11 protein-coding genes are annotated in these 13,436 nt (G+C 64.7%); 5 read left to right on the forward strand and 6 right to left on the reverse strand.

All coding sequences use genetic code 11. The features are described 5' to 3' along the window. Positions 1-400 precede the first annotated feature (400 nt). Entirely contained in the window at positions 401-652 is a 252-nt protein-coding gene (locus tag CJU94_RS14125) for a DUF1488 family protein (protein ID WP_091800441.1), read from the forward strand. A 40-nt stretch (positions 653-692) separates the two neighbouring features. On the opposite strand, the gene CJU94_RS14130 is transcribed toward CJU94_RS14125, so the two are convergent. Then, positions 693-1,622 (reverse strand): LysR family transcriptional regulator, encoded by a 930-nt coding sequence (locus CJU94_RS14130; RefSeq protein WP_091793789.1) that lies wholly within the window; start codon positions 1,620-1,622, stop codon positions 693-695. A gap of 293 nt (positions 1,623-1,915) precedes the next feature. Further along, positions 1,916-3,316: a DHA2 family efflux MFS transporter permease subunit gene (locus CJU94_RS14135; protein ID WP_095420357.1), complete on the reverse strand. Its 1,401-nt coding sequence runs from the start codon at positions 3,314-3,316 to the stop codon at positions 1,916-1,918. Positions 3,317-3,476: 160 nt separating this feature from the next. Between CJU94_RS14135 and CJU94_RS14140 the strand changes: the two genes are divergently transcribed. Then, positions 3,477-4,337, forward strand: a complete 861-nt coding sequence (locus CJU94_RS14140) for a LysR family transcriptional regulator (protein WP_095419210.1) — start codon at positions 3,477-3,479, stop codon at positions 4,335-4,337. 64 nt (positions 4,338-4,401) lie between these two features. On the opposite strand, the gene add is transcribed toward CJU94_RS14140, so the two are convergent. Beyond that, positions 4,402-5,499: an adenosine deaminase gene (gene add / locus CJU94_RS14145; protein ID WP_095420358.1), complete on the reverse strand. Its 1,098-nt coding sequence runs from the start codon at positions 5,497-5,499 to the stop codon at positions 4,402-4,404. 79 nt (positions 5,500-5,578) lie between these two features. Continuing rightward, a complete protein-coding gene (locus CJU94_RS14150) occupies positions 5,579-6,955 on the reverse strand; it encodes an NCS2 family permease (protein ID WP_095420359.1) in 1,377 nt (458 codons plus the stop codon). 53 nt (positions 6,956-7,008) lie between these two features. On the opposite strand from CJU94_RS14150, the gene CJU94_RS14155 reads away from it, so the two are divergent. After that, positions 7,009-7,932 (forward strand): LysR family transcriptional regulator, encoded by a 924-nt coding sequence (locus CJU94_RS14155; RefSeq protein ID WP_095419211.1) that lies wholly within the window; start codon positions 7,009-7,011, stop codon positions 7,930-7,932. 56 nt (positions 7,933-7,988) lie between these two features. On the opposite strand, the gene CJU94_RS14160 is transcribed toward CJU94_RS14155, so the two are convergent. Together CJU94_RS14160 and CJU94_RS14165 are read right to left on the reverse strand one after the other, a co-directional pair. Continuing rightward, entirely contained in the window at positions 7,989-9,113 is a 1,125-nt protein-coding gene (locus CJU94_RS14160) for a nucleoside hydrolase (protein ID WP_244220834.1), read from the reverse strand. Between the two features lie 2 nt (positions 9,114-9,115). Further along, complete coding sequence (locus tag CJU94_RS14165; RefSeq protein ID WP_095419212.1) at positions 9,116-10,225, reverse strand: porin; 1,110 nt, start codon at positions 10,223-10,225, stop codon at positions 9,116-9,118. A 343-nt stretch (positions 10,226-10,568) separates the two neighbouring features. Here CJU94_RS14165 and CJU94_RS14170 point away from each other — a divergent pair, with 343 nt between their 5' ends. Continuing rightward, a complete protein-coding gene (locus CJU94_RS14170; RefSeq protein WP_095419213.1) occupies positions 10,569-12,143 on the forward strand; it encodes a methyl-accepting chemotaxis protein in 1,575 nt (524 codons plus the stop codon). A 234-nt stretch (positions 12,144-12,377) separates the two neighbouring features. Continuing rightward, positions 12,378-13,427 carry an NAD(P)/FAD-dependent oxidoreductase gene (locus tag CJU94_RS14175; protein WP_095419214.1) on the forward strand — a complete coding sequence of 350 codons (1,050 nt, stop codon included), beginning with the start codon at positions 12,378-12,380 and terminating at the stop codon, positions 13,425-13,427. The last annotated feature ends 9 nt before the right edge of the window (positions 13,428-13,436 follow it).

Genomic DNA, 13,436 nt, shown 5'->3' on the forward strand with positions numbered 1-13,436 from the left:
GTGGTCGTGTCTTTCGACGCCACGACTGCGGGCTTCGGCGCGACAGCGTTGTGCTGGCTCGGCAGCGTGCCGGGTGCGTTCCCGGACGGAATGCGAAAATCGGAGACGGAGTTTGTCATAGGGCATTTCGTTATGTTGAAGGGACGCTGCGTTGCAACCCATTGAGGCGGATTGCCATAACGATGAAAACACCTCGGACAGGGCGCCGTGTGTTACCGGAGGATGACCATGCGAGCGCGACACGCATCTCCGGTGACTGCCGTCGAGCGAAGACGCGCAAGCATTGCTGCCGCAAGCCCGACTCCAGAACAGGCTGACCTCCTTACTTACAAACAAGCGCTTGACCATGCCCGTCATTCAGCGCACCGTGGACGAGAACCCTTTCTCGCGGGAGTACGAAATGTCCCTCAACTTCCCGAACCCAAGCCGCAGCTATGACGCCTCGCACCACTGCGTCAATTTCTGGGGCTATGACAATGCGCGCGAAATCGCTTTCGTCGTCACCCGTTCGGTGATTTCGAATCTGAGCCCCAGTGTGGGCGCCGACGAACCGGCCGTGCTCGCGGCGTTCGACCGGCATCGCGAGCAAATCCTGACGCTCGCTCGCGGGCTGTATCTCGGCGGCCCGCAAAACCGCTACACGATTTCCTGACGCGGCGCGGCGTGCCGTGCAAACGTCGCCGAAGCGAGACTCAGGCCGCCGGTTCGCGCGGCGCGCCGCCCGTGAGCGAAACGACAAATTCGAAAAACGCACGGACCTTCGCGGGCGGATGATGCCGTGAAGGATAGAGCGCATACAGCGGATAAAGCTCGTCGCCCCAATCCGGAAAGAGCTCGACCAGTTTGCCGCTCGCCATGAGCGATTCGGCGCCGAGCGCGAGAATCTGCGCGACGCCCTGGCCGGCTGCGCAGGCACTATGCAAGGTGCCCACGTCGTTGACGGTCAAACGGCCTTGCGGCGTAATCACGGTCTTTTTGCGGCCGCGATGAAATTCCCAGCTGAACGGGTAGCCCGTCAGCGGATCGCGGAATTTGATGCACACATGCTTGCCGCTTTCGAGTTCGGCCGGATTCACCGGATGCCCATGCTTCTTCAGATACGACGGCGCGGCCACGGTGAGAATTCGCGTGTCCAGCAGCTTGCGGGCAATCAGCGTCGATACTGGCGGATCGCCGAAACGGATCGCGAGATCGAAACCGTCGGCGACCATATCGCCCAGTTGGTCGCGGGTGATCAGTTCGAGCTGCAGGTCGGGGTGCCGGTCGACAAACCCGCCCAGCCTCGGCCCAAGTACGAGCCGCGAAAAGAACGGATCCATGTTCACGCGCAAACGTCCGCGAACAGCGGTCGCGCCCTGCGCGGCGGATGCCGCGGCTTCTTCGAGTCCGCCCAGAAGCGGCACGATCTGTTCGTAGAAGCGCCGGCCCTCGTCGGTCAACGCGACCGAACGCGTGGTGCGATCGAAAAGCCGGATGCCGAGCCGCGCTTCGAGCCGTGCGACCGAACGGCTGACCCCGGATTGCGACATGTCGAGCGCTTCGCCAGCGGCCGCAAAACTGCCGCAATCGACGATCGCCGTCAAGACGCCCATGCCGTTCAGCATGCGCTCGTCAAATGGCATGTGAGAGTCCTTTGTTATGCATTAATGCGTGACATGCTAACGCGAAAGTCCGTTTGAATTCACGCGCCAAAACGGGGAAACGCCGCCTGGTAAGGCGGACGAATGATGTCATGTCATGAGTGGAATGATAGCCGCGCTACCGCGTCAATCACGCGGCGGGCGTCAATCTGCATGAGCTCGTCCGATGCAACAGGAACATGCGGCTCTCGTCATGCATTGGGCATACTTGGATGGAATAGCGGACAACTCGGCATCGCGCGTATTTTTATTGCGCGGCGCCGCCGATGGTCTCGTTAGGGGCCCGTGCCTTGGGTCGCTTGCGCGCGCACGGTGCGCGAGGCAGGCGTTTCGTCGAGGTGACGAAACACCCAGGCTGACACCAGCGTGATCACGCCGACACACACGAAGGCGAGCCGAAACCCGAGCGCGGCCGATCCCACTTGCGCGGAAAAGAGATTCACGAGGCCGCCGCCGATCGAGACGCCCAACCCGATCGCGAGCATCTGCACCATGGAAAAGAGGCTGTTGCCGCTGCCGGCATCGGCATGCGAAAGGTCTTTGAGCGTGACGCTGTTCATCGCCGCGAATTGCATGGAGTTGGACGCCCCGAACACCGCCAGAATCGCGATCCCGACCACGAGCGGCGTGTCGCGCGTGATCAGTGCAAAGGCCACGATCGACGAGCCGACGATCACGGTATTGACGAGCAGGAACGTGTCATAGCCATAACGGCGCACGAGCGGCGCGATCCAGCGTTTGGCGACGGTGCCGGCCAGCGCCGCGGGCAGCATCATCAACCCCGAATGCAGCGGCGAATAGCCCAGTTGCAATTGCAGCAGCAAGGGCACGAGGAACGGTACGGCACTCGAACCGATGCGGCACACCAGGTTGCCGATCAGACCGACGCTGAAATTCGGCTCGCGAAAGAGCGCAAGCTTGAAGAGCGGATTGGCGCGGCGTTTCGCGTACGGAATGTAGGCGAGCGCGCTCACGGCGGCGAGCACGAAGAGCGCCGCCGACCAGGCCAGCCGATGCGTCGGCATGGGCGCGTCGACAGCGAGCGAAAACGCGATCATGCACAGCGACAGCAGCGCGCAGCCAATGAAGTCGAACGGCGGCGCCTGGGTTGCGCCATGCGCCGGCAGGAAGCGTTGCACCGCGTACAGGCCCACCGCGCCGATCGGCACGTTGATCAGGAAAATCCAGTGCCACGTGATCGCCTGAACGAACCAGCCGCCGAGCGTCGGCCCGGCGATCGGCCCCAGTTGTCCCGCGACCGAAATGAACGCGAGTGCCGCCACGTACTGCTCGCCCGTCACGCTGCGTAAGACCGCGAGCCGTCCGATCGGCAGCAGCATCGAGCCGCCCACACCTTGCAGCACGCGCGCCAGCACCAACTGGCCGAGTGTATGCGCGCTCGCGCAGCAGATCGAGCCGATCACGAACAGCAGGATCGCCACGAAATAGACGCGCCGCGTGCCGAAGCGGTCGGCGAGCCAGCCGGAGGCCGGCGTGAGCATCGCCATGGTCAAGGTGTACGCGACCACGATCGGCTGCATGGCGAGTGGCGCGACGTGCAGGCTGTTTGCAATCGACGGCAACGCCGTATTGACGATCGTCGTGTCGAGCGACTGCATGAAAAAGCCAGCGGCGACGATCCACAGCAGTGCGGTCTGGGAAGAATCCTTGGTCATCTTTAACGGGCGGCGGGGCGGCGGCATGAGCGGCGGCCGCCGGGACCGGAGCATTCGGTGGGGCGATTCCGTCATGATATTGACATCCTCGTCAATCGGGAACCCCACTAGGGGCGCTGACTGTTATCGACTTTGTCGATAAGCGAGGCGACAATGGCTCATGCTCAATCCCATCTGGCTCAAGACCTTTTCGACCGTCGCCGCTTGCCACAGCTTCACCGAGGCGGGGCGGCGGCTCGACCTCACGCAATCGAGCGTCAGCGAACATATCCGGCGGCTCGAAGAGAGCGTCGGCCGGCGCCTGTTCGTGCGCGACACCCATTCGCTCGCGATGACGCCGGACGGCGAAGCCATGCTCGCGCACGCCAGCGTGATTCTGCAGGCGCTGGCGCGGGCGGAGTCGCAGTTTCGCGCGCCGCGCCTGAAAGGCCGCGTGCGCCTCGGTTCCTCGGACGACGTCGCGCTCGGCCCGTTGCCGACGGTGCTAGCCGCGTTTCGCAACGCGCATCCGGATGTCGAACTGGAAATCACCATCGGCATGACCGGCAAGCTGTACGAGCTGCTCGACGCGGGGTCGATCGATCTGCTGGTCGGCAAGCGGCGGCTCGGCGACCGGCGCGGCGTGCCGCTCTTCACCGGGCGGCTCGAGTGGCTGGCCCGGACCGGCACGCTGGTCGACCTGAGCCAGCCGTTGCCGCTGATTCTGGTCGCCGAGCCGAGCGTGACGCGAGCCGTCGTGCTCGACGCGCTCGCCGAGGCCGGGTTCAGCTGGCAACTGGTGTGCACGAGCAGCAGTCACGCGGGGTGTATCGCGGCGGCGCGCGGCGGGCTCGGCATTACGGTTCGTCCGCAGTATCTGGCCGCGCGGGGCCTCGCGCCGCCGCTGAACACGGCCAGTCTGCCGACGCTGCCGTCGGTGGAATTCATCGCCCTGGCGGCAAAGCGGCTCAGCCGCCCGGCGGGCACGCTGCTGCAACTGCTGCATGACAGCGATCTGCGCGGGTCGTGGATCGGGGAATGACGATGCGCGGGCGACACGCGCGCGATGCCGCTTGTTGCCCTCGTGCTGCCCTCGTGCGTTCCGCTCAGGCGGGAAGCGTCGAGGCGAGTATGTCGAACTCCGTTGTCCACGCCGCGCGCCACGCGCTGCGCGTGGCTTCGTCGACCCATGCGGCGTCGATGCCGTTCAGCATGAACTGGCGCAGCTCCGCGACGCTGAAACCAAAGTGGCTGAACATCAGCTGCCATGCTTCGCTCGGGGTCACCTTGTGCAGCGTGGGGTCGTCGGTATTCGGATGGATCTTCAGGCCGAGGCCCGGCATGCGCCGCAGCGGATGGTGTTGCGCCCACACGTGCGGCGCCAGCGTGCGCAGGTAATAAGAGTTGGTCGGCACCACGGTGAAGACGATGCCGCGCTCGGCGTATTGCGCGGCCAGCCGCGGGTTGTCGACGATCGTATAGCCGTGATCGATACGGTCGCACTGAAGCAGATCGACCGCGGTCTCGACATTGCGCCACGGCATGCCGAATTCACCCGCGTGCGCGGTGGTTTTGAAGCCGGCGTTGCGGGCGTGGCGATACGCTTTCCAGAACAATTCCGGCGGCCGGTCGTTCTCGCGATAGTCGATGCCGAGGCCCGCCACTTCCGGCGCGCGGTTCGCGCACATCCATTCGACTAGCGCGACGGCTTCATCGGGATCGGCTTCGCGGTCGATGCTCGGGATCAGCCGCGCGCTGATGCCGAAGTCGCGCGCCGCGTCGCGAATGGCGGTGACGATTGCCGCTTGCGCATCGGCATAGGGAATGTGCGAGACGCGCACCGTTCCGGTAGGATTCCAGAAGAATTCGCTATGGCGCACCCGATGCGCGGCGGCATCGGCGAGATATTCGTAGGCGATACGGTGCAGATCGTCCGCTTGCGTGAGCAGATGTTGGTCGAGCGCGCGCAGCACACGCAGCACGCCGACCGGTTTCTCGCCACGCGTGTAGAACGAATCGATTTCCTCGCGGCTGATCGGCGCGCGGCTCTTTTCGGCCAGCGCGATAAAAGTCTCGTGACGCACCGCGCCCAGCAGGTGGCAATGCAATTCGGCTTTCGGCAGCGCCTGGAAGAAGGCGCGATGCGCGTCCGTCAGCTCGATGTTCAGACGCGATGCGGGCACGTTGCCCAAGGTCTCATTCATGTCGGTATGGTTGTCGGTAGTGCGCAAAACTCAGCGTAGTGCGAATGCAAGGTGAAATCGTGGTGCGAAGTGGCGGGCCTCAATGCGGCTTGACCACGGTATAGAAGTAGTAGCCGAGCGGCACGGCCAGCACGTACAAACCCCAGGGCACTTCGCGGAATCGTCCCGCGAGCAGCTTCACGAGCACGTAGCAGAGCAGGCCGCCCGCAATGCCGGTGCCGAAGCTGTTCGACATCAGCGTGAGCAATACCATCGAGAGCACCGGCAGCGAGTCGGTGAAGTCGTCGAAATGGGTGTGGCGGATCGTGCTGAACATCGACAGGCCGATCAGGATCAACGCCGGCGCGGTTGCTTCCTTCGGAATCGCCAGCGCGAGCGGCACGAACAGCAGCATCAGCGCGAACATGGCGGCCGCGGCGAGCGACGACAGGCCGGAGCGGCCTCCCGCTTCCACGCCCGCCGCCGATTCCACCAAGGCGGTGAGCGCCGGAATGCCGAACACCGGGCCGAGCGTCGCGGCAATCGAATCGACCAGAAACGGCCGGTTGATGTTGGGCAGATTGGCGTTTTCGTCGAGCAGATCCGCTTTGGCGCCGACCGCGAGCGTGGTGCCGAGCGTCGAGAAAAATTCGGCCGCGAAGAACACGAACAGATACGGAACGGAAGCGACGCTCAGCGCGCTGCCGATATCGAGTTTGAACGCGATCGGCGCGATGCCGTGAGGCCACGATAGAAACGACGCCGGGCTATGCGTGACGCCGAGCGGCAGGCCCACCGCGGCCGCGATCAGGATTGCCCACAGGATCGCGCCGGGCACGCGGCGTCCTTGCAGGACGACTGCCGCGCCGAGTCCGACCAGCGCGATGAGCGTTCCCGGCCGTGAGAAGTCGCCGAGCGCGAGCGCGTTGGTCTTCGCGTTGGCGATCACCATGCCCGCGTTGCGAAAGCCGAGCACCGCGATGAACAAGCCGATCGACGCGCCGAGCCCCAGTTTGATCTGGGCGGGAATCAGGCGCACCACCAGACTGCGCGCGCCCACCAGCGTCAGGATCAGAAACAGCACGCCGGACACGAAAGCGATGCCAAGCCCCGTTTGCCACGCAACGTGTTCGCCCGCGAGCGTCACGCCGAGAATCACCGAGCCGCCGATACCCGGGCCGACCAGAAACGGCAGGTTCGCATACAGCGCCATCAGCACCGTGCTCAGCACGAACACGAGGATCGTCGCGGTGGTGGCCGCGCCGCGATCCATGCCGCCCGCGGCGAGCAGTGACGGAATCACCACCAGCAAATACGCGGCCGCGAGAAACGAGGTGATGCCCGCGATCGTCTCGACCCGCACGCTGGTCTTGCGCGCGCCGAGCGCGAAACGCCGTTCGAGCCAGCCGCCGCCCGCAGACGTCGCGCCGTGCTTTGCTTCGGCGATGGAAGATTCGTTATTGATCAATTGATTCATCCTGTAACCATGCCATTTATACTGCTGCGCATTGTGTCGATGCATTGCTTTCCATGACCGACCGTTCTTCCCTGTTGCCCGCGCTTACGCTGCGGCAAATCCAGTACTTCGTCACGCTCGCCCATGCGCGCAGCTTCACTCAGGCCGCGCAGTCCCTCGCGTTGACGCAGCCCGCGCTGACCGCGGCGATCCGCCAGATCGAATTCCTGCTCGGCGGCCCATTGTTCGCGCGCTCCGCGCATCGGTTGACGCTGACTCACGCGGGCGCGAGCGTGTTGCCGCTCGCCGAACGCCTGCTCAACCAGGCGCGCGGCACCTTCGACGACATGGCCAGCACCTTCGCCGAACGCGTGCAGACGGTGCGCATCGGACTGATTCCGTCGGCCGCGGCGCGTCTGTTGCCCGCGCTCGGCGCGTTGCGCGCGCAGCAGCCGTCGCTGCGCTTCACGTTGAACGATATGCCGAACACCGCGTTGCTGGACGCCGTGCGCCAGGGCGCGGCGGATTTCGGCGTCGGCGTGCATGAGCCCGATGCGTCCGCTGCCGATGACGGCGACGCCGCGCTGCGCTACCAGGATCTGTTCGAGGATCAGATCGTCGTGGTGGTGCGGCGCGACGATCCGCTCGCGCAGAAGAAGAGCCTCGCCTGGTCGAAGCTGGTCGGCCGCGATCTTGCCGCGTTCGTGCGCGGCAGCGTGAGCGACGCGTTGCAGCGCACCGGCGGCGCGGAAGGTTTGCAACTGAACGTCGCCTATCGCGTGGAGTACACCGAACCGTTGTACGAACTGGTGCGCAACCGCCTCGCCATCGCCGTGCTGCCGAGCCTCTACACGATGCATCTGCACGACGCGGAACTGGTGGCATTGCGGCTCGACAAGCCGCGCGTGAGCCGTTCGATCGCGCTGATCTCGCTTGCCGGCGACGATCGCGGCCCGCATGTTCGCGCGTGCCGCGAGTGGATCGCCGCGCATATCTGACACGGCGCGCACGGTTTGCCGCACGTTTGTCCCGACGCCTTCGCTCACGCTCACGTTCACGGCAGCGTGGCGAGCCGCGCCCGCAGCGCCGCGTAGAAGCCGTCCGCGTCGACCTCGGTGATCCACGTCGCGTTCGGTTTGCGGCCGCTGTGGCCGCTCCAGTCCACCACGGTTTCGCCGAGCGTCCATTCGCCCACCGTTTCGATCATCACGTTGACTTCGCGGCCCTTGAACAAGGACGGTTCGATCAGGTAACCGGTTGCGCACGGGTCGTACATCGGCGCGGACTCGATACCGCGGCGTCCTTTCTGGTAAGCCACTTCGGCGGCCATGATGTCGGCGGCCATGGCGCCGCAGCAATTGCCGAGCGCGCGGATCGGCGCGATGCGCGCGGGCGTGATCGGTGCTTTCACGGCCACGTCGCGCGGCAGCACCACGATCGGCACGCCGCTCGCGAACACGATCTGCGCGGCCTGCGGATCGACATAGATGTTGAACTCGGCCGCGGGCGTAATGTTGCCGCGCTCGAAGAACGCGCCGCCCATCAGCACGATTTCGCGGATGCCGTTGCGAATCTCCGGCGCCTCGGTGAGCGCGGTAGCGAGATTGGTCAGCGGTCCGAGCGCGCAGAGCGTCACGCCGCGCGGCGGCGCGGTGCGCAGCGTGTCGATCAGAAACGCGACCGCGTGTTGCGGCGCGAGCGGGGCAAGCGGCTCATGCAGCGGCACGCCTTCGAGCCCGGTCTTGCCGTGCACGTTGGCGGCGGTGATCAGATCGCGCGCGAGCGGCCGCGGGCAGCCTGCGTAAACCGGCAGCGAATGCGTGCGCCCGGCCCAGTCGCGCACGATGCGCGCATTGCGTTCGGTGAGATCCAGCGGCACATTGCCCGCCACGCTCGTGAGCGCGCGCACGTCGAGACGCTCGCTCGCGCCGAGCGCGAAGAGAATCGCAATCGCGTCGTCCTGACCCGGATCGCAATCGATGATCACGCTGCGGCGCGCGCCGGCTTGCGATGCAGTCGCGCTGGACGACACGCCGTTCGATGTATCCGCCGCGCCGGATGCGGTCGCGGAAGCCGCCGCGCCCGCCAGCATCGGCCAGGCCGACGCGCCGGCCGCGAGGCCCATCGCCGTGCGCAGAAACGCGCGGCGGTCCTGTTTCGTCTCGAAGACGTTCATCATGGTCAGAACGCGTGGCGCATGCCGACCGTCGCGATCATCTGACGGGTGCTGGCGGATTGGGCATAGGCGAAAATCTGCGCGTGCTGCGCTTCGCCGGCCGCCTGCTGCGCGATCACCGTGAGCGCCACGTCGGTGCGCTTCGACAGGAAGTAGTCGGCCTGCAGATTCACCTGATGCCATTTGGGCCTCGTGTTGATCACGTCGTACTTGCCGTCGGTGAAGGCATACGCGGAGCCGAGAATGAAGGCGGGCGTGACGTGATAGTTCAGGTTCAGGTTGTAGTTCTGCAAATGCAGATGCGAATGATCGAGGTAATCGTAGCGGACATCCGTGAAGAGCGCCGCGAATTGCGCGGCGCCGACCGTATAGAAACCACCGGTGCCGAAGATGCGCTGTTTGCTCGCGTACGCGGCGGGATGCAGCGCGCTCTTCGAGAAGATCAGCAGCGACGAGGCGTAGTCGTTCGAAATCGCGCCGTCGGGGTTGGTCGCGCTGTACGGATTGTTGTACTGCGCGTACACCACGCTCCACTTCAGCGGGCCGTGGTCGTAGCCCGCGCCGAAGCTGTACGCATTGTTGTTGGCGAAACCGGTTGCGTTGCTGAAACCGTATTCGGCGGTGGCCTTCAGGCCGCGATAGTCGGGCGTGACGTACTTCACGGCGTTCTGCACGCGAATGTCGTTGTAGCCGTTGTCGTTGTCGCCAATGTTCACGCCGTTACTCGCGATGATCACGGGGCCGACGTAATCGTGCACCGTGTCGTACTGACGGCCGAAGGTCAGCGTGCCGTACTTCTTGCTGGCGAGCCCGACGAATGCCTGGCGGCCGAATTCGCGGCCGTTCTGCGATGCGGTGCCGGTCATCACGTTAAAGCCGTTTTCCAACTGGAAGATCGCGCTCATACCGCCGCCCAGATCTTCGACGCCCTTCAAACCCCAGCGCGGATTCTGGTTGGTGCCCGACAGTGCCTGCCATGCGTTTTTGCCGCCCTGGTTCGTCGCATAGCCGACGCCCGCCGAAATCAGGCCGTACAGCGTCACGCTGCTTTGCGCATGCGCGGCGCTGGAGAGCGCGCCGGCAATCGCGAGAGGGGCGAACTTGATTAGTTTCATCGTGGTCCAGTAGCGGGAGAGGAGGGTGCCTGGCGTGAGGCGTATTTGAATTGGGCTCGACTATACGAAGTGAGCCGCTATAAAAATAATGTTGTTTTTTTATAGTTCCATAAATTGAATCTATTCAATCGCGATGGCTTCGCCCACGGGCGGAACGTGGACCGACGGCCTGTTGCGCGTTTACCGCGCCCGCCAAAGATTATTTTTCGCCAAAGAGCTGAGTCGCTATACTTTCCATATACGGTTAATTGTTCCAAATAAGGAACAATTAACCGTTCACGTGCGCGGGGCCGCACGTCATGAGCCAGAGCGTCAAAAACCAGCCAGAGCAACTAAAACCACCATGACCAGGAACCTGACCATCAATCTACGGATCGCGATCACCATTGCGTTTCTCGGCGTGCTGCTGATCGCCACCGGTTCGCTCGGCATTCTCGGCATGAGCCGGAGCAACGAGGCGCAGCACGACGCCTACGCGGTCCATTTCGCCTCGGTCGTCGCGCTCGGCAAGTCGGGTACGGCAATGTCGCGGGCCCGCTTCGGACTCGACTGGGCCATGAGCAATCCGCACTCGCCGCAACTGGCCGCGCAACTCGAGCGCGCCCGCATGCTGCTCGGCGAGTCGGACAAGTGGTGGAACAGCTTTCGCGAGCTGCCGAAAACGCCTGAACTGCAAAGCCTCACCGACGACCTCGACGCGAAGCGCACGGCTGTGCGCCGCGACGGCATCGACAAGCTGATCGAGGCGATTCGCAGCGGCGACGCGAGCTGGATGGACGAAAGCCGCGCGAATCATCTGATCGGCCTCTATACGGCCATGAACGCGAGCCAGGGGGCGCTGGAGAATTATCTGAACCAGCAGGCGAGCGACGCGAACGAGCGCTCCGCCACGCTCTTTCATGTGCTGTTGTACGCGTGCATCGGCAGCATCCTGGTGGGGCTGACGGTGGCGTTCATCAGCTGGCGCACGTTGCGCCGCGCGATCATGGCGCCGCTGAACGACGCGCTGCGTCAGTTCGATGCGATCGCCGCCGGCGAATTGACGACCCACGTGCCGATTCGTTCGAATGACGAAATGGCGATGCTGTTGCGCGGTGTCGCGTCGATGCAGGACAAGCTCGGCGCGACCGTCACCACGGTGCGTGCCGGTTCGCATTCGATCGCGTCGTCGACGCAGCAGATCGCCGCGGGTAATCTCGATCTGTCGCAACGCACCGAGGAACAGGCGGCTTCGCTCGAACAAACCGCGGCGGCGATGGAGCAGCTCACGTCGACTGTGCAACTGAATGCCGAGAACGCGCGGCACGCGAGCGATCTCGCGTTGAGCGCCTCGGAGATGGCCGCGCGCGGGCGCCAGTCGGTCGGCAGCATGGTCGAGACCATGCGCGTGATTCACGCTGGGTCGTCGAAGATGACCGGCATCATCACCGCGATCGAAGGCATTGCGTTTCAGACCAATATCCTCGCGCTGAACGCGGCCGTCGAGGCGGCGCGCGCGGGTGAGGAAGGGCGCGGCTTCGCGGTGGTGGCGGGCGAGGTGCGCAGTCTCGCGCAGCGTTCGGCGGCTGCCGCGAAGGAAATCGGCGCGCTGATCGCGGAGTCGACCTCGCGTGTGGAGAGCGGCGCCGGGCTCGTCAACCAGGCGGGCGACACGATGCAGGACATCGAAGCCGCGGTCGGACGCGTGGCGCGTCTCGTCGGCGAAATCGCGGCGGCGTCACGGGAGCAGAGCGAAGGCATCAAGCAGGTGAGCCTCGCCGTCACGCAGATGGACGAGGTCACGCAGCACAATGCGGCGCTGGTTGAAGAAAGCGCGGCGAGCGCGAACTCGCTCGCGGATCAGGCGCGCCAGTTGAGCGAATTGACCGCGGCGTTCAAGGTTGCAAGCGATGCTGCGCGGCGCGAGGCCGCTTTCTAGGCCATCTTTGAGCAATGGCGCTCGCGCGGGCCGCTGTTTAGGCCGCTTACGGCGATCGGAGTTCGGGCAAGCCGCTTTCACGACTACCTTCAGGCAACGCCCTTCATACAGGCCGCTCGCGCAACGACAGCCGGGTGGCGCGAACCGAGCGTCCTTACCGATGGTAATGGCATCGTTGCCGGGCATCGGGCGATTCGGTATGGTGGGCCATCTACCCATCCGAAGAGATCGCGCATGACTTCCGCCGCCACCCCGCCACCGTCGCCGATCCGCACCGACGTCCTGATCGTGGGCGCGGGCCCCGTGGGGCTCTTTGCCGCTTTCGAGGCGGGCGTGATCGGCCTGTCCTGCCAGATCGTCGACGGGCTCGACAAAATCGGCGGCCAATGCATCGAGCTCTATCCTGACAAGCCGATCTACGATATCCCCGCCATTGTGTCCTGCACGGCGCGTGAACTGGTCGAGCGCCTGCTGGCGCAATGCAAGCCGTTCAACCCGCCGATTCATCTCGAACAACGGGTCGAGTCGGTCGAGCAGGGCGCCGACGGGCGCTGGACCGTACGCACCCAGCGCGGTCTCGTATTCGATGTCGCCGCGATCCTGCTGGCGGCCGGCAACGGCGCGTTCGTGCCGCAAAAACTAACGCTGCCGGAAGCCGTGCCGCTGGAGTCGCGCCATGTGCATTACAGCGTGCGGCGCCTTGCCGACTTTGCCGGCAAGACCGTGGTCGTGGCGGGCGGCGGCGACTCCGCGCTCGATTGGGCGCTCGCGCTGCGCAAGGTCGCGCGCCGGGTGACGCTGGTGCATCGGCGCAGCGGCTTCAGTGCGGCGAATTCGAGTGTCGAGTCGATGCGACGCGCAGTCGAGGCGGGCGAGATGGACTTCGTTGTCGGCGCGATTGCCGGGCTGGATGTCGAGGGCGATGCATTGAAGTCGATCACGTTGCGGCAGATCGACGGCGAGACTCGACTCGCGGCCGAGCATGTCGTCGCGTTGTATGGACTGGTCGCCGATCTCGGGCCGATCGCGCAATGGGGCCTGTCGATTCACGCGGGCCGTGTCGATGTCGATACATCCAGCTACGAGAGCTCGCGCCCCGGCATCTTCGCGGTCGGCGACATTGCCAACTATCCGAACAAGCAGAAGCTGATTCTGTCCGGTTTTCATGAGGCGTCGCTAGCGCTGCGCAAGGCATACTCGTACGCCTATCCGGAGAAAAAGCGGGTGCACGTCCATTCGAGTTACGACGCGAAGCTGGCGGAAAAGGTCAGTGCGGCCGGATGACGGTTCTGT

The sequence above is a fragment of the Paraburkholderia aromaticivorans genome, from assembly GCF_002278075.1.
Lineage (GTDB): Bacteria > Pseudomonadota > Gammaproteobacteria > Burkholderiales > Burkholderiaceae > Paraburkholderia > Paraburkholderia aromaticivorans.